The following is a 25,836-nucleotide window of genomic DNA, read 5'->3' as shown; positions in this document are numbered from 1 at the left end:
TACGAAAAGGAGTTTGTGTTTTCGTCCCCTCCTAGAAAATGTTTGGGACTTTGACTGAACATGCTTGCTCATTTTACGTAGCTTGCTGTGTATCTTAATTATTGGAATGACTATCTGTCCTTTACGGTCAAGTTCCTGAACCATCCATCCATACTATCCATCCATAGACCGATCATACCTTGGGAACGGTCGTTTAATTTTTCCACGGTCAAGGTCGGCTCGTTGCTCCCTTCCAAATAGACTTCTACTTTCTTTCCGGTAATTTCGATTTTTACGTGGAACCAATCGTTCGGGTCGGGCACGGGTCGAACGGCATTTTCATATTTACCGGGGAACTTTTTCCGCAGCTCATAGAATCCATTATCGGGGCTATCGATGTATTGCACTGCATTGTCCTTCTTCTCGGGACTTTTGAAATTAAAGGGTCGGAAATAGACCGCGTCATAATGCGAATTGTCCAGACCATGGAAGGCCAAACCAACAAAACTCTGGCCACGTACGTCCTTCCCCTTTATGTCCAATTCAATACTGCCATCTTTAAAATTGGACTCCTTCAACCAAAGTAATGCGCTCCCTTCCCCATCATTTCTCAAATGATTCAAATGAATGGTTCCATTCTCATAAACGGCCTTGCTGTTATAAGTGGTCCAGTTCTCTTGGACAGCTTTGGTGTTCGTTTGGGCATTCAACCCTCCAAAATAGAGGGAAAGTGTGATCGATGTGAATAAAATTAATGACTTCATGATTTTTTTTATAATACTACGAAATTGGCCGTCCTAAGGGGAAATCATTTCTCGGTCAAAACCAGGTCAAAGTGATTTAATGGGTGCATTCTTTTTAAATTTGTATATGATGAAAACCGAACAGCAGCATATTGATCTTTGCAAGAAACTGATAGAACAAAGATTTTCCTTTGGTAACGGGCAAGGGCCAACGCAAAAGGACCTAGAAGTCCTTTCGGAACATATACTGGAAAAGACGGGCGTAAGCATCAGCCTTTCCACTTTAAAGCGGCTTTGGAAGAATAAGTACAAGCAAAAGCCCCAACTGGCAACGCTCAACGCCTTGGCGGTACTTCTGGACTATCTAGATTGGCAAGACTTTAAAAGAGCCAATTCCAAACAACGAATGCTTATCGGCCCCATACTAAAATGGACCGTACCCGCTATCTTGCTGACCATCATCTTGGTCTTGGTCTTTGGTTCTTCATTTAGGTTCGAACAACAACAGGGCAAATACCGGCCTCCCGAGATTACCGGCCCGGTGAAATTTGAAGCCACCAAGACCGTTACCAAGGGCATACCGAACACGGTAATATTTACCTATGATGTGTCCAATGTAGTCGCCGATTCATTTTACATCCAACAATCGTGGAACCCCGATACCAAAACATCCATAGACCCCAAGGGCAGTGCACTTGCAAGCATCTATTATGAGTCCGGGTATCACAGGGCCAGGCTGATGGCCAATGATTCGGTAATTGCGGAGCGGCCCGTTCATGTTCTAAGCGACGATTGGGAGCCACATATTTACTCCAGCAAAGCTAGCACGCCCATTGATTTTAGTGATGAATCTTTTATTGCCAATGGCCGATTGCACCTTGACAGCCACCTTTTGACAAAACGGAATATCGACCGTACAAAAAAGTTTCATTCCAGAATATCCAATAGCCGGGTATTTGATGTGCACTCCGACAATTTTAGCCTTTACTCGCGTATAAAAGTGGATGGAGTACGCGATGTGCTTTGCCCTTGGATGGCGGTTATCATTGTTACCGAAGAAAACATTTTTAGTGTGGCACTGCAGGACAAGGGCTGTGAAAAATACACCGGTTACAAGCTTGGGGAAATCTCAAAGGGCGGCAATGACAACGATCTCTCGCTATTAGGGCGTGATGTCAGGGATTGGCAGGATCTTGAGGTAAGGGTAAGGGGCAAAAATGCCTCCATCCATCTCAACGGAGAACTTACCTATAATGAAGTATTCAAAGAGGATCTGGGAAAGATCGTCGGTCTCGTATATACTTTTGATGGGACAGGGTCCATCGACCTGGTCAGGTTAATGGACGGGGACGGGCAATCGGTTTTCGAGGATAATTTCCAGAGATAGAAGTGGGAAATCAAAAAATACGAACAGCCTTCCTCTTGGAAATTGTTCCAATCAAGTGCCGTAAAAAGAACATTTTATGGTGCCTACTTGTTTATCTCTAAATTGCATCAAATAATAAAGTATAAATAAAGAGTTAAAAAAATTTCTTAATAAAACCTTTGTGCCTTTTCAATTAATAACTTTCCTCAGTTCACCACAACTCTAGTCTGGTTCACAACAATTATTAAGATTGCTGTGGCAACCCACCTACATTTACCATGTAATAATTCAGAAAGTAAATTTTTCATTTTCATATAGTGTTCTCGTAAAAGGGTCTTGTGGTTAAAGCAAGGCTCTTTTTAGTTTAGGGGTGTAGCCTTCCCTACTTTCACCTTCTTTATTTTCGACAATTCAGAATTCAGAAATCTTATCGTTACTAAAGTTCAAACAAACGATTCGCGAGGGCACCCAAATAACGCTTCAATTTATCTTAACTTAGTTCCACACATAAAAGATATATAGATCATATGATCTATGTTCCTACGTTGTCATTAATTTTGAAGAAACATTTTCCGAATGAAAAAAATCCTCTTTCTATTTCTTTTAGCTACCGTTTTAAGTTGTAATTCTCAACAAAAGGACTTAGAAAAAGAACAGGGTAAGTTTTCAAAAATATATGCTCAAAAACAATACTTAGATGATATTGAAGAATTATCCGAAAAACTGATAAGCACTCATCCACAACCTTTCGAATTTATATCAAAAGAGAATTTTTTTAAAGTGGTTGAAGAAAAGAAGAATGCAATTACAGATAAAACCACATTTGGAGAATTTATTTGGCATACAAGCGAAATAGTTGCCAACATTGGTTGTAGTCATACAAACCTAGGTGCCTTCATTCAAGAAAGTGAAATTTTGCCCGTGGATAAAATATTTCCTCTAGAAATCCGCATGATTGAGGGTAAAATGTATATTTCAAATTCACTAATCAATAAAGAGAAAAAACTAGAAGGTTCTGAAATATTGAATATTAATGGAGTAAGTGCTAAAAGTATCAAGGACGATATTTATAAACATATATCCGCCGACGGAGGAGATGGTCGAGAATCCAAAAAGAAATATTTCAATTTCTTTTCTCCATATTACATTTCGTATTCCCTCAATTTTCCTGAAAACTATGAGGTAAAAATAGCAGGAATAAAAGAACCCATTATTCTAAATAAATTAAAAGAATATGAGTTCACATATGAAGGCAAAGAAGATTACTCAAAAGAATATTGTGAAGATGTACTATGTTTTAGGACTATTGATGATAAAAGCACAAGCATACTCACTATGAGAACCTTTTATTACGACGGAGAAGATTTATTAAAATACCGACAATTACTTGAAAAATCATTTAAGGAGCTAAAAGAAAAAGGAATAAAAAACTTGATTATTGATTTGCGAGGAAATGGAGGTGGTCAATCATTTAATGGAGCTCATCTTCTTAGATACCTATCATCTGAAACCTTTACTTATTTTCTAAGAAATGAGTACGCTGACGAAGAACAATTTAACCCAATGAATCCTTTTGAAAATCAATTCGAAGGGAACATTTATATTTTGCAAAATGCCGGTTGCGGTTCAACCACAGGACACTTTTTATCTTTAGTCAAATCAAATAATATAGCAACATTGATTGGCGAGGAATCAGGTGGGACTTACACTTGCAATGATTACAGCTTCTCCTTAGAATTAAAGAATACGGGAATTACAACAAGAATAGCGAGAAGTACTTTCACCACAACTGCTGAAAATCTACCTAAAGACAAAGGAATTGTACCAGACCACAATGTCGTTCAAAGTATTCAGGACTTTTTAAGAGGTCAAGACACAGTTATGGAATATACGTTTGACCTAATAAATGCGGAAAAAAACTAATGACAACAAAGCCTAAACGTAATGCGGCCTTTAGGGCTAAATCGAAAGGCCTGTGTTTATTTATAAAGTCGCTAAATCTTATGGATTTAGCTTTAGACAAGAAAAATAAAACTAAACAATAAGCTTTAGCTTCGTGAGCGGACGGAAACAGAAAGTTTCCTTGCCCCCGCACTACGCTTAGCCGAACCGTTGCCAGTATTTTTTTTGTAGTGTCTTAAAGGGAACCTTTTAAGGGAAACTTGATTACCTATCAAAGTTTGTTTAATAGAATACAACGTCAAAACATATCAAACAATAAGATTTTAAATTGCCCAGTAAAAAAAAACAAAATGTTGTACCCGAACAAAAAAAGCTCCTCAAAAATTGAGAAGCTTTCTTGTGGTGCGGGCGGAGAGACTCGAACTCTCACACCTCGCGGCACTAGATCCTAAGTCTAGCGTGTCTACCAATTCCACCACGCCCGCTATTCAATATGTACTTTCACGGTTATATTTCGCAAAAGGATTGCAAATATAAAGTAAAAATCCTATTCCCTAAATATTTCGATAGGCAAAAACTTCTTTTTTGTAACTTCGGTTTAAACTCAAGTTCCGGCCAATGGATAATATTACCAACTATATTGAACAAAACAAAGAACGTCTTCTAAACGAGCTTATCCAACTTTTAAAGATTCCGTCCGTAAGTGCGGATTCGGCCTTCTCCCAAGATGTCATAGACATGTCCGAGGCGATAAAAGTAGCCCTGGAAGAAGCGGGTTGCGATCAAGTGGAAATCTGCGAGACAGAAGGCTACCCTATTGTCTACGGTGAAAAAATGGTGGATGCCTCCCTCCCCACCATTTTAGTATATGGCCACTACGACGTTCAGCCACCGGATCCTTTAAACCTATGGAATTCTCCTCCCTTTGAACCTGTGATAAAAGAAACCGCGCTACATCCCAAAGGTGCAATTTTTGCTCGGGGATCCAGTGACGACAAGGGACAAATGTATATGCACGTAAAGGCATTGGAGTTTATGGTAAAAACCGATCAATTGCCCTGCAATGTAAAATTTATGATCGAGGGGGAGGAAGAAGTGGGGAGTAACAGTCTTACAACCTTCGTAGCCAAGAACAGGGAAAAACTGGCCAATGACATTATTTTGATATCGGATACCGGAATGATCGCCCCTAACGTACCTTCCATCACCACGGGACTTAGGGGGTTAAGCTATGTTGAAGTAGAAATAACGGGGCCCAATCGCGATTTACATTCCGGACTTTATGGGGGTGCCGTTGCCAACCCTATCAACATTCTTACTAAAATGATTGCTTCGCTCCATGATGAAAACAACCATATTACCATTCCCGGATTTTATGATAAGGTAGAGCAACTCTCACAAGGGGAACGGACTGAAATGGCCAAGGCTCCCTTCGATTTGGAGGAATACAAAAAAGCGCTGGATATTGAAGCCGTATATGGTGAGAAAGGGTTTACTACCAATGAACGGAATTCCATAAGGCCTACACTGGATGTAAACGGTATATGGGGTGGCTATATAGGTGAAGGTGCCAAAACCGTTATCGCCAGTAAGGGCTATGCTAAAATTTCGATGCGATTGGTGCCCGATCAGGATTGGAAGGAAATCACTGAGCTTTTCAGTAAACATTTTGAAAGCATCGCCCCTAAAGGTGTACGCGTAAAAGTTACACCGCATCATGGGGGTCAGGCCTATGTAATGCCCATAGATCATACAGGATACAAGGCCGCGGCAAAAGCCTATGAGACCTCATTTGGAAAATCTCCCGTTCCACAGAGGGGCGGGGGCAGTATCCCAATCGTTGCCTTGTTTGAAAAGGAGCTAAAAAGTAAAACAGTCCTTATGGGATTTGGCCTGGACAGTGATGCCATTCATTCACCAAATGAACATTTTGGGGTTTGGAATTACCTGAAAGGCATTGAAACCATACCTTATTTTTACCATTATTTTACCGAAATGAATTCGTAACGGGTTTTCTTCAAAATCAGAGGTGTTTTTGGGTGGTGAAGTCCTTTACATTGTACTAAACCCAAACTATGGATTACTGCTGGGAAGAACGGAAGTTCGCTCAAAACTTTAATTTTATCTCTACATTTGTAGAATTAAATAATTTATTCTATTTTTGTAGAAATCATTCTAATTCTGTAGAACAATGAAATTGACAAAAGCCGAGGAAGAACTTATGAATATGCTCTGGAAGCTCAAAAAAGCTTTTATGAAGGATTTGTTGGATGCGTACCCTGAACCTAAACCCGCAACAACAACTGTAGCCACACTTTTAAAACGTATGACAGACAAAGGGTTTGTGGCCTATACTGCTTTTGGGCGTTCACGGGAATACTATCCCACGGTAAAGAAAAAAGATTATTTCTCCAGACATGTGAACGGATTGATCAAAAACTTTTTTGACGACAGTCCGGGCCAATTTGCTTCATTTTTTACACAGGAGACGGGACTTAGCAAAGAAGAATTGGAGGATTTAAAGAAATTGATAGACCAGGAAATAAAAAGAAAATAAGATGCTTGCGTACCTATTGAAATCGACGGCTTCCATGGCTATTTTGTTTTTGTTCTACAAACTTCTATTGGAAAAGGAGAGCATGCATGTTTTCAAACGGTTTTTTCTTTTGACCAGCATACTAGTTTCTTTGGTCATACCCAGTATCGTTTTTGTAGAATATGTTGAACCTGCGGTCACAACCTACACAACCACCGAACCTTTTGAGGATACGACAATTGCAAGTTGGTCACCTGAACGTTCTGGGGATATTGATGTCATCAATTGGCCGCTACTGGGGTGGACCGTATACATGTTAGGGGTCATGGGGTTTGGATTTCGATTTTTTAAGCATCTTTCTCAAATATTGATTCGAATAAACCGTAATCCCAAACGCAAAGGAAAATCCAGCATAAAAGTATTATTGCAAGAACAATTGCCACCACACACCTTTTTCAGGTATATTTTCTTGAATATGGCAAAATTTGATGCCAATGAAATACCCAAAGAGGTAATCTTACATGAAGAAGTACATTCCAAACAACACCATAGTATTGATGTGATTTTTATAGAATTCATGCAGGTCATCCTATGGTTCAATCCCATGATGTTCTTCTTTAAAAAAAGTATTAAACTCAATCACGAATTTTTGGCCGATAGTGCGGTCTTAAAAAAAATCACATCACCAAGCAAGTATCAGAACACACTATTGTCTTATCTATCGCAGAGCGATCGAAAAAAACATCAATCAATCGCAATAGCCAATGCCATTACATATTCATCAATCCGTCTAAACGTGCTCGGTAAGAAATTTGAATTTATGAGCCCGTATAGGCAAGTCAAAAAACGATTTACGGTCATGAAAAAAAGAACATCAAAAAAAGCAGTTTTACTACGCAATGTTTTAGTATTGCCCATTTTTGCACTGCTTTTGTTTGCTTTTAGCACTAACAAAGAAGTTATTCGACCAACAAGTGGAACAACCTCTTTAAATTTTGAACACACGGCAAGAAGTATTGAAATTATTATTCTTAAAGATGGTAGTTACCTCGTTGAAGGAACTAAAGCCAACAAACATAATTTAGTAGAAATAGTCAATACGCTGCATAACGATGTTACACCAGAGATTAGAAGGAAAATAATGAATATTCATCTAAAATCCTCAGAGGAAATAACAAGAGAGGAGGTTTGGTTCTTTTATGATTCCCTTTTGGACTATGGTTTTTATAGAATAGTGAGCCGAGAGCAAGTAGTTGACTTATCAAAGGGAAATAAGCCCCTAGCCATTGAAAATAGCAAAAATATAGCGAAAAAGAACATTCAAGAAGGTGCTTCCCGAAAGCTCATGGCAGAATACAATGCCTTGGCGAAAAAATACAATGATGTGTCCATGGACGAACGAAATGTAAAAAGCGAGGATATACTGCGCATGGAACATATCTACCACCGTATGTCCAAAGACCAGAAAAACGGAGTTGAACCTCTTCCAAGATATGCCGATCCCCTTCAGGAATCACAAGAAGGCGCTACCCCAGAACAAGTTGCGCAATACAATGCCTTGGCCAAAAAATACAACGCCATGATCGAAACTGAGGAAGACATCTTCATCAAAAAGTCTGACGTGGAACTTCTCGAATACCTCCATAGTATCATGACCGAAGAACAAAAAAGTACATCGGAGCCTTTTCCCGATTTTCCAGAGCCGCCGAAACCACCTGTACCGCCTGTCCATGAAGTGGTGGAAATACAACAAGAAGTGGAAAAGTTGGCTGCCTTGATGGTCGAAAAAGAGGTAGAAGTAAGACAGCAAAAATCCGAAATGGAGGAGATGGAAATTGAAATGGAAAGACAGGAAGTGCTGATGAAGGAACAGGCCGTCGCATTGGAAAAACAAGACAAATTGATGGAAAAGGAATCTCTGGAACTGCAAGAACAGGTCCTTAAGATGGAAAAGCAGGCTAGAAAAATGGAACGAGGCGTTCCGGCTCCACCACCCCCACCAGAACCAGAATCGCCCTTGGAATTTGTCCAAAAAATGAAGAAAAAGAACGCCATCTTTTACCACGAAGGAAAAAAGATATCCGCTGACCAAGCCATTGAGCTATTAAAAAATAGCAATGATGTTAACATTAATTCCAAAGGCGCAAAAGGAAAGAGGCCTATCATAGAAATATCCACCGGCCCTTACCAATAATACATTAATTTCCATATCATCCCATTATGATTTTGACAATAACGAAAACATTGTCCTGGATAACTACGTTCCTATTTCTCTGGGCAAGCAATCCCAACATTGAGGACCATACGCCTCAACCAAACCTATTCCATTCGAATAAGAATTTGGAAAAGTATCTACAATCATTAGAGCAGAAGGGGTTTTCTGGAACCATTCTAGTAGCCCAAAAAGGGGGAATCATCGCGCACCTTGCCTATGGCATGCGCAATAAATCCGAAGGGCTAAAAAATCAAAAAAGCACCATTTTCGATATCGGTTCCGTCACAAAACAATTTACCGCAGCCGCTATCTTAAAGTTGGAGATGCAAGGAAAACTGTCCGTAGATGACCCAATTTCAAAATACTTTGTCGGAATACCCAGGGATAAAAATGAGGTTACTATCCATCAGCTTTTAACACATACCTCCGGTCTGGTAGCAAGTGTCGGTAACGATTATGAAGAAATCAGTGAGAAGGATTTCCTAAATCGGGTCTTTACATTGGAATTGAAATCACCCGTAGACCAAAAATTCCGCTATTCCAATGTGGGTTATAGCTTGTTGAGTATCATAATCGAGAAGGTAAGCGGCATGGGTTATGAAGCCTACCTCAACGAAGCACTTTTTAATCCGGCCGGAATGCAAAATACCGGCTATATGCTCCCTTCCTGGGATTCCAATTCCATTGCAAAAGGATATTCAAAAAAGAAGGAGCATAAAAAACCCAATGAAGAGCATTGGGACGAAGATGGACCTTTTCTGAACCTTAAAGGAAATGGCGGAATCCTATCCAATACCGAAGATCTATTCAAATGGCATACAGCACTATTAAGCAATACCATATTGGACGAAAAAGCCAAGGAAAAGTACTTCTACCCCCATACACCTGAAGATGCAAGCGGAGAATCCTTCTATACCTATGGTTGGGTAAGTATGCCTTTTGGCCCGAATAAGACCGCAATTTGGCATAATGGGGGTAACGGTATATTCTTCGCAGACTTTTGGCGATTTATACAAGAAGATGTTGCTATCATTGTCCTATCCAATAAGTACAGGGGCGGTAAGGACGATATCATCGCCGAAAAAATTTCAGCAATCATTTTACAATAGTACAGTCATGATAAGCGTAATTTCCCGTTTACTCTTTTACGGTATCCTTTGTTACTGTACGGCAATGGCCCAAGAGTCGTCACTTTCCATTTCGGAACCCTATGGCAACTACGGAGTAGGATTTCAAACATTTAACATCCTAGACAAATCCCGAAGTTTTTCTCTTGATAGAAACAGCCCTGGCATGGGTTCGGACAAAACTATTTTCAGACCTATTCAGGTATGTGTTTGGTATCCCGCAGAAGCTGTTGACAAAAGCCCGATGAAATACGATGAGTATTTCTTTCTAATGGCCCATGAAACGGGAAAAATAGACTTATCAAAAACCTCCAGGGATAGTCTGTTGGAGAACTTCCTTGAAACCGAGCAAGTCGACACAAAAATCCTGGAAAAGGAATTAAAGGTTAATATGCGGGCCATAGAAAATGCCGCTCCCAATACAACACAAAAGTTTCCCGTTCTGATCTACGGTCCAAGTTGGTCCTCTTCCGCCTATGAAAATGCGTTACTGAGCGAATTCTTGGCAAGTCATGGCTATGTCGTTATCTCTAGCCCAAGCGTGGGCCCGGAAAAACGAGACATGCCCATTTCCAGAATTGGTGTGGAGACCCAAGCCCGTGATATGGAATTTCTATTCAGCATTTTGGATACGCTACCTAACGCCGATACGGATCGGGTAGCCATAGCCGGATTTAGCTTGGGGGGATTGTCCAACGTACTGATGATGGCCCGAAACTCATCGGTAGATGCCTGGATCGGTATCGATCCGAGTATACACGAGGCCTATGATTTCTTTGAGGATTCGCCCTATGAGGACTATAGGCGTTTTTCGAAACCCACCTTGTTCATCAATTCCTTGGGTTATATGAACGAGCTTCCTTTCTACGATAAATTGGTTTACAGCGATGCCTATATGGTCAACCTACCTCAATTGGAGCACACGGACCTAGCTTCCCAGTTCATAAAGCTTTTTGGGTCAAATGATACCAAAGAAAATGTTGCCGTCAAAGTAAAGGGTTATAACCTTGTGGCCAAGTATGTCTTGGCCTTTCTAAATGGAGTATTCCGGGATAAGCTTGATTACCGGGACATGACCCGGAAATACTTTGATTCAAATCAAATAGACCCCTCCTTTACGCAAATAAAAACTAAAAAAGGATTACCCAAAGTAGAGGCACTTTTTGACCGATATATAAAAGGCAAGGTTAAAAATCTGGTTTCGTTTTTGGACTCAACGGTATCCAAGGAACAACATATGATTTATCCCGAAGCCGACCTACAAAAACTAATCTATCTGGCTGCGCAAAATAATTTGTCACAGACCTCTAGGGAACTAATGGCCTGGTATAAGTCCAACTACAGAGGGGCCTTTCATAACAAGGTTTTGAAACATATTACTTTTGACCAAATGTTGGAATTCTTTTTGGAAGTATACCGGACCAATGAAAAGTGCGACTTTGATTATTACCAGCTGAACCATACGGCCCAGTTATTATCTATGGGGGGAAAGGGTGAGGAATCCCTTAAATACTTCATTCTGAACACCCAACTGCATCCAACGAATTATCAAGCCTATTTCAATCTGGGCATTGGATATTTTAGAATGGACGATTTTGAAAAGGCCCGAATCAATTTTAAAAAATGCCTAGAATTAAATCCGGATGAACGATTTAAGGGTCTGGCCAAGGATTTTTTATCAAAATCCCGAGATAAGAAGTAAAAAAGTTTCTCTACGCCATTACTGTTATGTGAGGAACCAATATATTCACGGGACATCTTCCAACCTTTCCCTTAAAAAGCTTATGGAATGGTATCTCAACAACCAGAATTATTTATTGTCCTAAAATAAATCGAAACTCAAACAGATAGTTTATCCAAAACGATGTGAAATTAGCAAGTATGATTTTAAACGATCATGCCATGTGGGTCGATTACGTACTTTTTAGCGGCGCCCTTGTCAAAATCATCATATCCGTTCGGTGCCTGGTCTAGGCTAATAGTTTGTACATTCACCGCTTTTGCTATATGGACCTTTTCATATAGAATAGCTTGCATCAACTGCCTGTGGTATTTCATTACAGGACATTGACCGGTATGAAACGAGTGGGATTTCGCCCATCCCAAACCTATCCGAATACCAAGGTTTCCTATTTTGGCATTTTCGTCTACCCCGCCAGGGTCTCCGGTCACATAAAGTCCAGGTATGCCAATGGCCCCACCGGCCCTGGTAATGCTCATTACTGAGTTCAAAACAGTGGCAGGCTGTTCTATATGCGAACAATTACCATGTCCCTTCGCTTCAAATCCCACACAATCAACAGCAGAATCCACTTCGTTGATACCTAAAATCTCAGCAATTTGTTCCTCTAAAGTAGCATCCTTTCTCAAATCTACAGTCTCACAACCAAAACTTCTGGCCTGTTCCAAACGCTCCGGAATCATATCTCCTACTATTACAACCGCAGCCCCAAGTAAATGGGCCGAAACGGCGCTTGCCAAACCTACGGGACCTGCCCCCGCAATATACACAGTAGAACCAGGGCCCACTCCAGCAGTTACTGCTCCGTGGTATCCGGTTGGGAAGATATCCGACAATAAGGTCAGGTCTCGAATTTTTTCCATGGCCTGGTCCTTATCCGGAAATTTTAATAGGTTAAAATCCGCATAGGGCACCATTACATATTCGGCCTGGCCACCTACCCAACCTCCCATATCTACATAACCATAGGCGGCTCCCGGCCGGGCCGGATTTACATTGAGACAAATACCTGTTTTACCTTCCTTGCAATTTCTACATCTCCCACAGGCAATATTGAAGGGTACGGAGACAATATCCCCTACATTTATAAATTCAACGTCACGTCCCACTTCTATGACCTCCCCCGTAATTTCATGGCCAAGTATAAGCCCCTCCGGAGCGGTAGTCCGGCCCCTGACCATATGTTGATCGCTTCCACAAATATTGGTCGAAACAATTTTAAGGATTACCCCATGATCGCATTTTCTGTTTCCAATTGCCAATTCTGGAAAATCAATATGCTGTATTTCTACCACACCGGGTTTAATATAAGCGACACCTCTGTTACTTGCCATGATTTACTTTTTTCAAGATTAAAAAACGTCAACACTATTGGTTATAATATACTAAATTTTGAGTTATTTGGGAAAAAATTTAAACATATTATAAAAATTTAAAACTTTTGTTATTTAATTCACATTTTATGCCCTTACGGCAGGTAATACTTCGATACGTTTGGTTTACATGAACTGTCACAAAACCAAAACCTGATATACCTTTACAACTTTAATTAAAGTGAACAAAATCATAAATTATGACTTAGCATCCTCATTTCTACGGCATTTCTGTAACATTTTACCCAAAATCGCGTTCTAACTTTCAATTGGAATCATCAATCAAATCAGAACACTATGCTACAACGTTTTTTTATCCTCTGTTCCGGGGCGGATGCCTCCATTCTTAAAACTTGCTCCGAAGGCGAGCAGAATAAATATGCCGGTATCGGGGCCACCGTTTTCTTTACCGCCGTTATGGCCTTTATTGCAAGTAGTTATGCACTTTATACCGTTTTTGACAATGTATATATTGCCATCTTCTTTGGGGTTATCTGGGGGCTCCTGATTTTTAATCTAGACCGGTTTATCGTTTCCACGATCAAAAAGCGAAACAGCTTTGGAAGCGAGCTCTTACAAGCTACTCCCCGAATTATTCTAGCCGTCATTATTGCCGTGGTTATCTCAAAACCCTTGGAAATGAAGATTTTTGAAAAGGAAATCAACCAAGTATTATTAGAAGAGAAGAACGAAATGACCTTGGCCAACAAACAGCAATTAGCGCAGCAATACACCCCTACCATCGAAAAATTAAATGGAGATATTGAAGGGTTAAAAACCGAAATCAATACTAAGGAGGCCGAAACTAATGCGCTATATGACACCTACATTTCAGAGGCCGAAGGAAGAGCGGGAACCATGCTTTTGGGCAAAGGCCCCGTATACAAGGAAAAACGTGAAAAGCATGATGCCGCTTTGGCCGAGCTTCAACAATTAAAGCAAGAGAACAGCGAAAAAATTAAAACTATTGAGGGACAAATTGCAGCGTTAAATCTGGAATACGCAGAGGTAGTAAAAAATTCCCAGCCTATTATCGATGGTTTCGACGGGCTTATGGCACGTATCAATGCCTTGGGCAAGTTACCTTGGTTCCCTTCATTCTTCATTTTCCTTTTATTTTTGGCGATCGAGACCTCCCCTATCATTGCCAAGCTATTGGCTCCAAAAGGCGAATATGACCTAAAATTGGAAGATGAGGAAAGTGCCGTTAAAACCTGGGTAACGCAAAAAGTAGAACAACGGGAGAAAATCTTAGCTACGGATACCGCGTTAAACGAAAAAATCTATAGTGAAATAGAAGAGGAAGAAGCGGTCTACGCTTATAAGAAACAGAAAGCCGAAGAACTTCTAAAACTTCAAGCAGATACCTTCCATGACCTACAGGTAAAGAGCCTGTAGCCCGTATTACTTTACGATCTGTAATAGGGCCACCCAATCTTGCTTGTCCGCTTCAGGAGGAAAGCCTAATTCTTGGACTGATCCACCCTGAACAGTCTTGATGGAACCTTGCTGAAGTTCGCCACCCTTTAAAGGGTCATACCAATGCAGGGAATAATCACCTCCTGCCTCAGTTAAATCGATAGTATATTGCTTGGAATCGGGCAGGTAAACCACATATATTTCTCCAGTTTTTCTGAAGCAATACGCTTCCTTTGAGTTGATCAACCCATGTTCCGGGCTCATTTCCCAATAGGGTAAATGTGCCCTAAAGAAATTAAGGGCATAGTCCGTGATTTCCCATAAACGATCTCGAGTACGCCAATCCTCGGTGTTCAAATCATGATAGCGGTTGTTCGCCCCAAAATACCATTCTACCCCGGCCGCTCCAGAAAGTAAGGTACCCCAAAGCACGTAACGTCGCAACGTATCATGGTTTCCATCTAAAGAATCCGATCGGGCACCGGTATGCCACATCCCGATTTCATCCATGGTAATCATCCACTCATGACCAGCTTCGCGTGATTTGCTCTTCCAAGTTTCCACGACACCGGACGCCCCTTCACGTTTATCTACCTGTAGCGAAAGTCCATCAAGATCCGTAAAGCCCACTATGGAGTCCAGAACGTTCGTACGGGCCGGTTCATGCGAATGGGTATGCAAGAGAATGGGATGGTTATAAGGGTCTATCTTCGTGATAAAACGGGTCATTTCCTTGCGTTGTTCGTCATTCTGGGCTATAGGTGTGAAATCAGCAGGCCCGTTTTCTTCCCCAAGATTGAAATTCATCCCAAGATGATGTCCAAACCGGGCCAAAAGTTCCCTTAAGTATAACTGTCGTAAAGGACCGGTATCACCTCCATCCAGCATGGTCTCGTTTTCGGTTTCCTGAAGTACCATATGCAGCAAAATCCCTTTGGATTGCATATGCTGAAAAACAATTTCCCATTGTTCCAATTTGCTTACATCAAAGCGGGTAAAATCATCCGGAGAAACATAAGGCCAAACGTCCTTTCCATCGCCTTTAATGTTATTGGTCAAGAAATACACGACGTTCATTCCCTTGGAAGACAAATAGTTTAAAGCACCGATAAGGCCCTTGCCCTTACCATCTTGCCAAGTAGGGTCGCCTTCTTTCCAGTCCCTTAGATGTGGTCCGTAGTTGTGGAGGGTATCATTCGTTTTTGCCTCTCCGTCATCGTTAGAAGTCTGCATACGGTAGGTGCCGTCAAAACCCTCATAGGCCAGTAAGTTTTCAGGACTGTCCGCTCCTCCCTTAATCCAATACTTGCCGGAATCCTTAAATTGAAAATAGCCGTTTGATGCTATAAGACGGCCATGTCCGCGAAAATCATCCCCTTGTTTATCCGAAGGAATTACCTTAAAATCGCCCGAAGCATTTGTTATTTCTACTGGGGTTCCATCATCGGGGTCTTCACTTAAAGCTATATTTTCACCTTTATGCATCGTAGCCGCATAACTCCATTTTCCCTGCTGATCTGGCGTAAACCGAACTTGCCAAATGTTTCCGGAATCTGCACCGGTCTCTGCGGCATCACCGTCCGCGGCATAAAATCCCGGTATGATATATTCGTTTTCACCATTTTTAAATGTTACCCACAATCGGTAGTTCAAAAAAGGATTTTCACCAGCTTCCTCAGAGGTTTCAGGACCTTCAAAGGACAAGGTAACCATATGCCACTGCCGGTATTCCGTTATGGACTTCTCATTTTCCTTTTCACCACAGGAAAGGAATAGCAGAATCGATACGAGCAAAAAAAAGTTCTTCATAGTGCCGGGTTGTTTTTTGGAATGGGCATGAAGATACTGAAAATTGAAATATTAGTTGCCCCATATCCTTTGCCAAAGTGCAGCAAGAAGATGCTTGGCATCACTTCTAAGCTTTGGGGTTTCCTCTATAACAATCTCGTCCCCCTTTGGAATTATTTGGTAGCTAAATGCAAAGCGTTCTTCCTCGGAATCCAAGCTAATCAATCCAAAACGTAGATCATTAAAAAACAATTGATCGTTCTTTTTTGTTATCGTATACCAACCCTCTACAATATGTTTTAGGCGTTCTATCTTTTTATCGGTAGCCAAACTGCCCAAAAGCTGATGATTTTTGGGGTAGGAAGAAAACTGTATGGGTCTGGAATCAAAAAATGAATAACTGCCTATCAAATAGGTGTCGGCGGTCTCTATGTTGGCCGTCCATAGAATGGAATTAAACGGAGTTGGCCTGGTATCCATGGCGATGTAGTCTATCCCCTGTTCTTGTAAGCTATTGTTAAATTTGACGTAGGCTATTCCTTTTAGAACAAGGGTTAAAACCAAATAGCTACTGCTAACCAGCAAACCCAAGTTGTTATATTTTAATCTTTTGGGCGAAGTCCTTTTTTGAAATAGAACGAGTATCAAAAAAACTAGAAAGGGAAGGGTATATAATGGATCGATCACAAAAATGTTCTGAAAGGCGAGCCGTACATCAAAAGGCCAAAACAGCTGGGTACCCCAAGTGGTAAAGGCATCCAATACGGGATGGGTAAACAGCCCCCAAAACATAAGCTTGGACCAATCCTGCCAGGTAGTGTCGGATTTTCTTTCTATTCTCGAAATAAGCCAACCAAAAATTGGGGCAAATAACAACGAAAAGAAAATGGAATGGCTAAATCCGCGGTGCCATTCAATTGCGGTAACGGTATCGGTAAAATTGCGCGCAAGCACATCCAAATCCGGTATCGTACCCGCAATGGCCCCGTAGAGCAGCGCCTTATTGCCCACTTTTTTACCCAGAACCGCCTCACCGACCGAGGCTCCGAGAACAATTTGTGTTAGTGAATCCATAATTCAGGAACAAGATATTGAATTTGCAACGTTAGAATTGAACTTTAAATCCATTCATTATTCCACAATCTCCATTTTTTTTAATAAGAAAGAGGCGTTCATGTTCTGGCAAATACCAGCTTTGAGTTTGTAGTCAAAATGGAGTTCATTATCGATAATTTCAGCATCAAAATAATAATTGCGAATTTGATCGAGTTCATTTGCTGCATCACATAGGCTCAGGTCATGGGTTGCAATAATCCCAGTAGATCGGGAACGAACCAGCTTTTCCACAAATTTTCTGGAGCCTTTGGCCTTGTCCGAACTATTGGTACCCTTTAGGATTTCGTCCAACACAATGAAATACCGGTCTCTCTGAATCTCGTCAACAATAAATTTTAAACGTTTCAATTCCGAAAAGAAATACGACTCTTCATCCGTCAAGGAGTCCGTAGTCCGCATGCTTGTTATGAGTTTAATAGGAGAGTAACGCACTTTAGAGGCACAGACGGGAAGCCCTATATTGGCCATCACGATATGGAGCGATACAGTCCTTAAGAAAGTACTTTTACCCGCCATATTGGCCCCTGTGATGATAAAAAACTGTTCCTTACCAACTTTAAAATTGTTCAGAACACTTTTATCGGGATCCAGCAATGGATGGCCGGCCTTTTCGGATTCCAAAATAATTTCTTCCTCGGATAGGGATGGAAAGCAATAGGAAGGATGGTTAAAAACGAAATTGCCCAGACTATTATAGGCATCAAAAAAAGCAATGGTCTGGAACCAACCTTCTACCTTGGAACCATACGATTTAAACCAATCTTCTATGGCATAAACCAATTGCAGGTCCCGCAACATAAACGCATTGGCGAACAACCCGATTATGATGTTATTCCGTTGGTCTAAGGCGTTTAACAGTCTAGAAAACTTTTTTAGAATCCTGGATGCCTTATCCGTTTTCTCAATGATCAAACTTCTTTTCTCCGATAAAAGATCTGAGGTAAACTCCATTTGCTCCAACTCCGTTATTAATTTTTGATACTGTTGAAAAGTGCTCTGTATTTTGGAGGTGTCCGCCGAAAGCTTGTTTATGTTACCTAAAAATCTTCCGGTAATACCCAATCCTAGAAAAAACCATCCGACCAAAAACCATTCTGAAACCGTATCTAAAAAATACAGCGTCCAGACCATTAGGGACAGAACACTAAAGATAGTAGGCAGAATCTTCATTATCGCGGGCATAAATGGTCGATAATTCTGTATCCATTTGATAATAGTGGTATATTTAGTTTCCGTCCTTACCAAAGTGGCGATGGCCGAAAAATTCTGCCGCCATTCCGGTATTTGGGACAATTCCTTTAGGGCCTCCTGCTTTTGCGGAATGCTTTCGATGGTATTCCCAGTCAAGATTTTTGCCAAGGTTTCACTTCCCTGTTGAAGTGCGGTTCGATTGCAGTATTGATAGAAAGAACCCCTCCCGAACAAATCGATGTCCTGGCTAAAGAAATGCCCGGAATCCTTGAATTCATTTCCTTCTGGTAATTGATGGAAATTGCGGTTCAGAACTTCAATCTCGGTTTCGTTCAATTGTAACAATGCCCGTAACTTGTCTCGCTGATATTGCAGGTCCGTATGCCGCGAAACCAAGAACAAAAAAAGGATAAACGTGATGAGAACTATGCCCCATACCATTGGGGTATTTCCGAATAAAAAATAAATCCCAATGGCCGAACTTGCAAACACTGCCAAACGAATCATGCTTGAAACAAAAAGCCGCCGTTTTATAAGGGACAACGCAGTCTTATGTTTTTTGATTTGTTCGGTATAGAACACGAAAGCATCTTGCATAGATTATCCAAAAATGATAAGACCCAAAGATATGTATTCCATACTAGCTTTTTCCCATGGTATATAGCATGGCTATCTGTCCTAAGTGATAGATATCGTGTTGGGCAATACTGGGCAAAACATTTCCGAACGTATATTTTTTCCCGGGTACTTTTTTCTCCAACAAATCATCGGAGCTATTGGACAAAATACCAAGAATGTCCTCCTGCGTTTGCTTAAGTTCGAACTTCAATCCTTCCCATTCCTCTTTGGTTGTGATGTTTACCTCCGTCCAATCGTTAGGGCCATCTATTATCAAGTCATAGTCAAGGTCGCCTTCCAATTTTTTTAGTACGAACACCCTCCAATTGAGTATATGCTGAACTAGCACTGCAATGGACTTTTTCCCATAGTGCCTTTCATTAACATATTGCCAATCCAGGGAATCCAATTTTCCCATCAAGGAATCCCCATACCAAGGCCTGCCATCAAAGCATTCCTCTAAATCGTAGATTATTGTATTAAGCTTATTGGCAGACATACTATTCATTTAAATTATCAAGCTCAGACTTCAATTTCTTTGTGAATTTGGAGACCACCAATTCATAGGAGTGGTCTACCAATTCCATAATCAAGTTCGGCGGAAGGTGTTCCAAATACAAGGTGTTCCAGTGTACCTTGCTCATATGGTAGCCCGGGATAATGGTCCCATCATACGCTTCCCTCAAGGTAATGGCCCGTTCCGGGTCACATTTCAGGTTTACCTGTGGCGGAATACGCTCCAGGGCACTTAACGCGAACATTTTACCCATTACCTTAAAAACGAGGGCATCCGGACCAAAGGGAAGTTCTTCGGTTACCCCTTTTTTAGCCATACAATAGTTTCTGAATTCCTCAATGTTCATATCAAGATGTGCTTGTCAATTGGTTACGAATCCTAAATAATCGATGCCCGAGTCCTTTTATCCAAGAGTCAGGTCTTCCCTAAGCATTTCTTAAATTCCTTTGGAATCATAAACAATTACTTTTTCCCATAAATCGCTAGATTCTTCTATAAACAATTTATGTGGAGCTTCGTCCTGATAGTTTTGCTGTGCCTCGGCAGATTCGAACGTTACGATCAGGGAATAGGTAAAAGATCCATCCACAACATCCCTACTGGCCTGGGGCGGGGTACCTATAAAATTGGTCTTTGCATATGCCGAATTGTCCAAGAACTTTTGGAGCGAGGTTTCAAAGGCTTTGCGGTCATCTGGATTATCCGGGTTCTTCAACCAGAAATACACCGTGTGTGCAAAATGAGGATCAAATTCTTTCATGTTTGTTTTGGTTTGGCCATAACTACTTACGGCAAAGGTTAAAATTAGTAAAGGATAATATAGTTTTTTCATTTGTTGTGTTTTATTTTCTGATGTCATCAAACAATTTTTTCTGTTCATCGGAGATTTCCAAAGCGGAATAATCCAAGGTCCACCCAATGGTCTCCACAATTTTTTCGATAAGCAGAACGGCCTCCAAAGCTTCCCGTTTTGCAGTTTCCATAAGACCACTTTCCGGAATCTTCTCCTTAATGTGCTTTTTTGCCTCTTGATTTAAACTGGTAAGATCATCTGGAGTAAAGGAATTGAAAAGTCCGTTCTTAATATCATAAAACTCCAATTCCGGTTCTATGGACAACACTTCCGGTTGGGGAAAGTTGGTGAGGATTATTTTTTTCTTGGCCGTGTCAGAGTGCATCAGCACTTTTTGGAGGTCATAGCCTATCTGGGCCTTGGCGTTGATAACGATCAGTGCTTTCTTTTTGCTGCTCACCAGGCTCATAAACCGTTCCTTAGTATTCTCGTATTTGTAAATCTCGGCGAAATCGCCTTCCACGGAAATCAACTTGCAAACACTTTTTATTTTTTCCAACAATACCGTGGACTGATGATGGGTCAACTCCTTGCTCTTCTTTTTGCGGAAAAAAGAGAAAATCCAATACATCATAATCGCGCCTAAAACCAGACCTAGAAATATTTCGAGAATATTGTCCATGGAGTAAATATAAGGAAGTTATCGATTACGGTTATACCTCTTCCACCTCAAATAAAACGGGCCGGCTAGGGCTGGCATCATTGACAAAAGGCGCCACCTGAAGGTTTAAAAAATACTTACCATCCTGAATATGATTAGGTACAAAGATGAGCTCGGTGATCGTGGCAGACTTTCTAAGTGCTCCATTGAAATTCCAAAAGGCCTTATGCGCCAATAACTCCCCATTATCCTTTTCCTTGTCCACGGATGGAAGGTCTATGAGAAGATGCTGCACTCCTATCTCGAAAAGGAATTTTGCTGCCTCTTCCAATATGTAGGGAGGATTGGTGTGGGAATATTGCCGGGAGAGCTTTGCCTTGGTATTCGGCAGGGTTCGGATTACTATTGCATCCCTTCGGCCCTGACCCAAAACGTACTCCAATTGTTTTTTTGAAATGACAAAATCGTTTCCTTGTTTTTCGGGAGCAATGGTCAATAACTCGGCGGCAAAAAAATAGCGGTTCAAATGGGTATTAACGGAATGGAATTCTTCTGTGATATGACCCACACACTCGGTATGTGTTCCATGGGCATGTGGATTGAACCAGATATCATTAAAATTAATAGCGGCTCCTTCCGATACTTTAGCAACAGAACCTCCTTCTTGATGCGGTTCTATTTTAGGATGATCCAAATACCAAGCATTCACATTGCTTGCCTCTCCCCGCAAGGGAATCGAAATGTCCAAGGGTTTGGACAGGTCAATTTTATAAACTTTGTTATTGTATTCTACTTTTGCGAGCATGTCTGCCAAACTTTTTCTAAACCCGATTTAGGACAAGTTAACCATAAATAGATCACTGGCGATTCCGTCCACCAAAAACTTACCTTTTCTTGTGGCCAATAAGGTGTCGCCATCCCAGTACAACAAGTGGTTATGAATATGTTTTTCCGCTTGTTGTGTGATATACTGGCTGTACACGTCCCCATAGTGACCCCTTATCTTTTCAAGGGAAACTCCCCAAATGGTCCGTAGACCGGTCATGACATACTCATTGTATCTATCGGTCTTGGACAGTACCTCCACCTCCATGGGCAGTTCACCTTTGGCGATGGCCCTTAAATACTTGGGATTGCTCCTAATGTTCCAGCCCCGGCGCTGCCCATCATAGGAATGTGCTGACGGTCCTATACCCAAATACGTTTTCTGCTGCCAATAGGCCGTATTATTCTTTGAGAAATAACCCGGTCTGCCAAAATTGGAAATCTCATAACAGGTATAGCCGGCGTCCGCCAGAGTATCCGACAAAATATGAAAATGTACCTGTGCAACCTCATCATCCACATTTTGAACCACTCCCTTTTCAATAAAATGGGCCAAGGCCGTTTTAGGCTCAACCGTGAGGGCATAACTTGAAATATGGGGGATATTGAATGATAGTGCTTTTTCAATATTTTGTTTCCAACGGGCATTGGTCATTCCGGGAATTCCATAAATCAAATCGATAGAAATATTCTTAAAATATTGGGATGCGTCCTTTATCGATTCTTCGGCCTCCAACGCATTATGGGCCCGGTTCATCAATTTCAAATCTTCATCAAAAAAAGATTGGACACCAATACTCAACCTATTGATCCGGCTTTTTGCCAGCTCAACGATTCGATTTCTGAACAAATCATCCGGGTTGGCTTCCAAGGTAATTTCCGGATTCTGTATTACTCGATAATTAGTGTATACAGCATCAGCAAGTTGGTTAATTTCCCCAATATCTAAAACCGAAGGTGTTCCTCCTCCAAAATAAATGGTTTCGACGTGTTCTTCCTGCAATTCATTTTTGCGCAACAACATCTCCTTCATAAGGGATTGGACCATAGCCTCCTTTTTACCCATGGAAGTGGAAAAATGAAAATCACAGTAGTGACAGGCCTGTTTGCAAAAAGGAATATGGATGTAGATGGCGGACATCTTGTAGTAAATAGTAAAAGGTAATAAGTAAAAAAGGATAAGTTACATAGTTACGTCTAATACAAGTTCTATTTAGCGCCAAACTTACTTGGGTTGTTGATCATATAATAAATTAATTTTGCTATTTGAACCGTTTTTTCAAATAACGATTCAAACTTCTCCTGTTCTATATACTTGCATTCTCTCGAAAACTCCAACCATGCTTGAGTTTCCAAATTCTCACCATCACTATCTGAAAGCTTAGATATGAAGTGTTTGGGGTATCGACGTTTCGCATAAGATTCGGCAATATTCGTAGAAACACTTCGGGAAGACCTTCTTATTTGGTCTGTCAAAGAATACTTCTCCTCTTTTGGAAACTTTTTAGAAACTTCAAAAATTTCCATTGCCAACTCAAAAGATTTTTGATATGCTAGTAAATCTTGAAACTTCATAAGAAGGTATTATTTTTACTTATTACTATATACTTTTCACTTTTTGAGTCGTCCTTCATTGGCTTTGACAAACGCTTCCCAACCCGAGTAACTTTTGCCTACTTCTATTCGGCCTTCGTTATAAAAATGGCAGACTGCGGCGGCAAGACCATCTGTGCTATCCAGGTTTTTAGGGAGGGTTTTAAGGCCCAAAGTGCCTTGTAGCATTTTAGCAACCTGTTCCTTGCTCGCATTTCCATTTCCGGTTATGGACATCTTTATTTTTTTGGGAAGGTATTCCGTGATAGGTATTTGTCGTGAAAGTCCGGCCGCCATGGCCACACCTTGAGCACGACCCAATTTTAGCATACTTTGTACATTTTTGCTATAAAATGGTGCCTCAATGGCAATCTCATCAGGATGATAGGTATCTATCAACTGTAAGGTTCGTTCAAAAATAAGCTTGAGCTTGGTATAGGGGTCGGTATACTTTTTAAGCTGGAGTTCATTCATCTGGATGAACTGCATTTTTTTGTCCACAATTTTGATAATCCCAAAACCCATGATAGTCGTTCCGGGGTCAATGCCAAGTATGATTTTTTCGTGGGCCAAGGTCTTATGGTTTATGGTTTATGGTTTATGGTTTATGGTTTAAATTACATCCAATAAATTGATATTGAATATTTTGCATGATTTTTGGCTCAAATATAAAATCTAATTACTGCGTAAGCGTATGGGCAACCGGAATTTTGCTGAGACCGGAATACCCCTCTTTAGGGCCGGAGCCAAAGGAGGCATGTTCTTAAGGCTTTGACGAACAATACCTTCAAATTCTGGCATTTGTCCATCGATTTCATTATCCTTTACAATCTCCAGGATGGTTATTTTTCCTTCCTTATCCACCAAAAAATCAACAGTAATGGTAGAGTCGATTTCTGAACCTAATATAAATTCGAATTCTGTTAGGGTAGCCGAAAAATGGGACAAGAGCTCCTGTTCAAAACACTCCCTTTGCCCTATTTTGGATGCAGTCTCGTCACAGTTCTCAAATAAGGGGTAGTTGTCCACATTGTTCCAATCAATGGCTTGTATTTCCTGGTCCACCATTTCCTGGGTCTTCTTGTCTTTGGAGACCCACAGATTGCAGGAAGCCAGACCACAAAAAACCAACAGCATCCAAAAGTGTCGCATACCCTCCAATTCTTGGGTGGAAATTACGATTTTTTACACAATCTAATCGGAGGTAAAATGGATTTCCTCCTTTAATTGGCGGATTCGTTTGGTGACAAAATCGGTGACATAGGGTCGCATAGTTCCAAATTTTTCCATGTATGTTTCATAGTATTCCAAGCTGGTTTTGGGGTCTTCATAAATTTGGTCGGTCAAGGTACAAACATTATAGTAGGTCATAGGGTTTAAGGGGTCTTCTGTATGGGCCATTTGGTAGTATTTGAGTGCTCCTTTCAAATTTTCCTCTACCCTGGCCAAACGGGCCAAGCTTTCATACTCCCTCCATAAAACAGGTTTTTGCACCTCTGTGGATCTATTGAAATAGAACCGGGCACTATCTAGTTTTTGGTCTTTCCAAAATACGTGGCCGAGATGAAAATAGGCGTCTGCATTGGCATCATCAATATCCAGCAAAACTTTGTAGCTCTTTTTGGCCTTTTCCAGCTCCCAACTTTTAAATTGGCAATAAGCCAGTTTAGTGTAAATGTATTCTTTTCGTTCGCCTAACTCCACCAAACGTTCAAACAGGGGCATGGCTTTGTCGTATTCATCATTATTGAAAAAAGCCAATGCCTTTAAGTTGATCAAGGCCACATCATTAGGATAGAATTCCAATCCCTTTTCAATATAAGGTAACGCTTGATTTTTTAGCTGTTTCATAACGAAATACTTACCCAACTGGAACAAACTTCGTAAGTGTGTGCTATCTCTATTGATGGCCTTTTTGTAAGCTACAATACTACTGGCAGGTTGTCCCAACTCTCGATAGACCTCCCCTAAATAATAATAATATTCCGGGTTATCCTTTCCGATACCCACCAACTTGGAAAAGAGTTTTCTAGCTTCATCGTAATCCTTGGTCTTTACTAGCAACTTTCCCAATTCAAAGGAAGCAATCTGTAAAGACGGATGAAGTTTTACAACACTTTTATATTGCGCTACCGCTTTTTCAAAATTGCCAATTGCCGTATAGGCCCTAGCAATCTGCAGGCTAGAATTTGCACTTGCGGTTCGTGCATAATAATTAATGGCCTTGGTATAGTGACCTGTGGCGAACAAACTATCAGCAATGGACGAGGCCGAAGATTGGGCTCCGGCCTTGACCACAAACAACAAAAAAGCCAAGAAGATTATTCTCACTT

General features: G+C 40.9%; 23 protein-coding genes and 1 tRNA gene. 8 read left to right on the top strand and 16 right to left on the bottom strand.

The annotated features are described in order from the left end of the window. Positions 1 to 110: 110 nt before the first annotated feature. Positions 111 to 743, bottom strand: a complete 633-nt coding sequence (locus tag D7Z94_RS13945) for a family 16 glycoside hydrolase (protein WP_120712223.1) — start codon at positions 741 to 743, stop codon at positions 111 to 113. 109 nt (positions 744 to 852) lie between these two features. Here D7Z94_RS13945 and D7Z94_RS13940 point away from each other — a divergent pair, with 109 nt between their 5' ends. After that, positions 853 to 2,109 carry a hypothetical protein gene (locus D7Z94_RS13940; protein WP_147415901.1) on the top strand — a complete coding sequence of 419 codons (1,257 nt, stop codon included), beginning with the start codon at positions 853 to 855 and terminating at the stop codon, positions 2,107 to 2,109. A 555-nt stretch (positions 2,110 to 2,664) separates the two neighbouring features. Further along, complete coding sequence (locus D7Z94_RS13935) at positions 2,665 to 4,011, top strand: S41 family peptidase (protein WP_120712221.1); 1,347 nt, start codon at positions 2,665 to 2,667, stop codon at positions 4,009 to 4,011. A gap of 379 nt (positions 4,012 to 4,390) precedes the next feature. On the opposite strand, the gene D7Z94_RS13930 is transcribed toward D7Z94_RS13935, so the two are convergent. Further along, positions 4,391 to 4,475: transfer RNA gene (locus D7Z94_RS13930), tRNA-Leu, on the bottom strand. Between the two features lie 133 nt (positions 4,476 to 4,608). Here D7Z94_RS13930 and D7Z94_RS13925 point away from each other — a divergent pair. From D7Z94_RS13925 to D7Z94_RS13905, 5 genes are all read left to right on the top strand, one after another. Continuing rightward, positions 4,609 to 5,997: a dipeptidase gene (locus D7Z94_RS13925; RefSeq protein ID WP_120712220.1), complete on the top strand. Its 1,389-nt coding sequence runs from the start codon at positions 4,609 to 4,611 to the stop codon at positions 5,995 to 5,997. A 184-nt stretch (positions 5,998 to 6,181) separates the two neighbouring features. Then, the gene (locus D7Z94_RS13920; protein ID WP_120712219.1) at positions 6,182 to 6,547 is read left to right on the top strand and encodes a BlaI/MecI/CopY family transcriptional regulator; all 366 of its coding nucleotides are present in this window, start codon (positions 6,182 to 6,184) and stop codon (positions 6,545 to 6,547) included. Between the two features lies 1 nt (position 6,548). Then, complete coding sequence (locus tag D7Z94_RS13915; RefSeq protein WP_120712218.1) at positions 6,549 to 8,720, top strand: M56 family metallopeptidase; 2,172 nt, start codon at positions 6,549 to 6,551, stop codon at positions 8,718 to 8,720. A 26-nt stretch (positions 8,721 to 8,746) separates the two neighbouring features. Beyond that, on the top strand, positions 8,747 to 9,850 hold the full coding sequence (locus D7Z94_RS13910; RefSeq protein ID WP_120712217.1) for a serine hydrolase domain-containing protein: 1,104 nt from the start codon (positions 8,747 to 8,749) through the stop codon (positions 9,848 to 9,850). 7 nt (positions 9,851 to 9,857) lie between these two features. Beyond that, positions 9,858 to 11,570, top strand: coding sequence for a tetratricopeptide repeat protein (locus D7Z94_RS13905; RefSeq protein ID WP_158594639.1), 1,713 nt, complete (start codon positions 9,858 to 9,860; stop codon positions 11,568 to 11,570). Positions 11,571 to 11,755: 185 nt separating this feature from the next. Here the strand turns inward: D7Z94_RS13905 and fdhA are convergent, their stop codons facing one another. Then, positions 11,756 to 12,943 carry a formaldehyde dehydrogenase, glutathione-independent gene (gene fdhA, locus D7Z94_RS13900; protein ID WP_120712215.1) on the bottom strand — a complete coding sequence of 396 codons (1,188 nt, stop codon included), beginning with the start codon at positions 12,941 to 12,943 and terminating at the stop codon, positions 11,756 to 11,758. Between the two features lie 336 nt (positions 12,944 to 13,279). On the opposite strand from fdhA, the gene D7Z94_RS13895 reads away from it, so the two are divergent. Beyond that, positions 13,280 to 14,380, top strand: coding sequence for a DUF4407 domain-containing protein (locus D7Z94_RS13895; RefSeq protein ID WP_120712214.1), 1,101 nt, complete (start codon positions 13,280 to 13,282; stop codon positions 14,378 to 14,380). A gap of 6 nt (positions 14,381 to 14,386) precedes the next feature. On the opposite strand, the gene D7Z94_RS13890 is transcribed toward D7Z94_RS13895, so the two are convergent. The 13 genes from D7Z94_RS13890 to D7Z94_RS13830 form a co-directional block, all read right to left on the bottom strand. Beyond that, positions 14,387 to 16,210, bottom strand: a complete 1,824-nt coding sequence (locus D7Z94_RS13890; RefSeq protein WP_120712213.1) for a DUF5060 domain-containing protein — start codon at positions 16,208 to 16,210, stop codon at positions 14,387 to 14,389. 51 nt (positions 16,211 to 16,261) lie between these two features. Further along, entirely contained in the window at positions 16,262 to 17,263 is a 1,002-nt protein-coding gene (locus D7Z94_RS13885) for a metal-dependent hydrolase (protein WP_120712212.1), read from the bottom strand. A gap of 57 nt (positions 17,264 to 17,320) precedes the next feature. Then, positions 17,321 to 19,093, bottom strand: coding sequence for a MutS-related protein (locus D7Z94_RS13880; RefSeq protein ID WP_120712211.1), 1,773 nt, complete (start codon positions 19,091 to 19,093; stop codon positions 17,321 to 17,323). A 43-nt stretch (positions 19,094 to 19,136) separates the two neighbouring features. After that, on the bottom strand, positions 19,137 to 19,613 hold the full coding sequence (locus D7Z94_RS13875) for a DinB family protein (protein ID WP_158594638.1): 477 nt from the start codon (positions 19,611 to 19,613) through the stop codon (positions 19,137 to 19,139). 1 nt (position 19,614) lies between these two features. Beyond that, positions 19,615 to 19,977, bottom strand: a complete 363-nt coding sequence (locus D7Z94_RS13870; RefSeq protein WP_120712209.1) for an MmcQ/YjbR family DNA-binding protein — start codon at positions 19,975 to 19,977, stop codon at positions 19,615 to 19,617. A 90-nt stretch (positions 19,978 to 20,067) separates the two neighbouring features. Beyond that, entirely contained in the window at positions 20,068 to 20,463 is a 396-nt protein-coding gene (locus D7Z94_RS13865) for a Dabb family protein (RefSeq protein ID WP_120713132.1), read from the bottom strand. 10 nt (positions 20,464 to 20,473) lie between these two features. Further along, a complete protein-coding gene (locus D7Z94_RS13860; protein ID WP_120712208.1) occupies positions 20,474 to 21,106 on the bottom strand; it encodes a DUF4230 domain-containing protein in 633 nt (210 codons plus the stop codon). Between the two features lie 31 nt (positions 21,107 to 21,137). Beyond that, positions 21,138 to 21,890, bottom strand: coding sequence for a cyclase family protein (locus D7Z94_RS13855; protein ID WP_120712207.1), 753 nt, complete (start codon positions 21,888 to 21,890; stop codon positions 21,138 to 21,140). Positions 21,891 to 21,917: 27 nt separating this feature from the next. Next, positions 21,918 to 23,051, bottom strand: a complete 1,134-nt coding sequence (gene hemW, locus D7Z94_RS13850; RefSeq protein WP_120712206.1) for a radical SAM family heme chaperone HemW — start codon at positions 23,049 to 23,051, stop codon at positions 21,918 to 21,920. Positions 23,052 to 23,119: 68 nt separating this feature from the next. Further along, complete coding sequence (locus D7Z94_RS13845; RefSeq protein WP_120712205.1) at positions 23,120 to 23,485, bottom strand: four helix bundle protein; 366 nt, start codon at positions 23,483 to 23,485, stop codon at positions 23,120 to 23,122. Between the two features lie 36 nt (positions 23,486 to 23,521). Next, positions 23,522 to 24,076: a crossover junction endodeoxyribonuclease RuvC gene (gene ruvC, locus D7Z94_RS13840; RefSeq protein ID WP_120712204.1), complete on the bottom strand. Its 555-nt coding sequence runs from the start codon at positions 24,074 to 24,076 to the stop codon at positions 23,522 to 23,524. 102 nt (positions 24,077 to 24,178) lie between these two features. Further along, positions 24,179 to 24,655, bottom strand: a complete 477-nt coding sequence (locus D7Z94_RS13835) for an energy transducer TonB (protein ID WP_245967206.1) — start codon at positions 24,653 to 24,655, stop codon at positions 24,179 to 24,181. 42 nt (positions 24,656 to 24,697) lie between these two features. Further along, positions 24,698 to 25,834 (bottom strand): tetratricopeptide repeat protein, encoded by a 1,137-nt coding sequence (locus D7Z94_RS13830; protein WP_120712202.1) that lies wholly within the window; start codon positions 25,832 to 25,834, stop codon positions 24,698 to 24,700. Positions 25,835 to 25,836 lie beyond the last annotated feature (2 nt).

This window comes from Ulvibacterium marinum (assembly GCF_003626755.1).
GTDB classification, from domain to species: domain Bacteria; phylum Bacteroidota; class Bacteroidia; order Flavobacteriales; family Flavobacteriaceae; genus Ulvibacterium; species Ulvibacterium marinum.
Note: the sequence above shows the minus strand (reverse complement) of the source record. Positions and strands in the feature narration are given on the sequence as shown.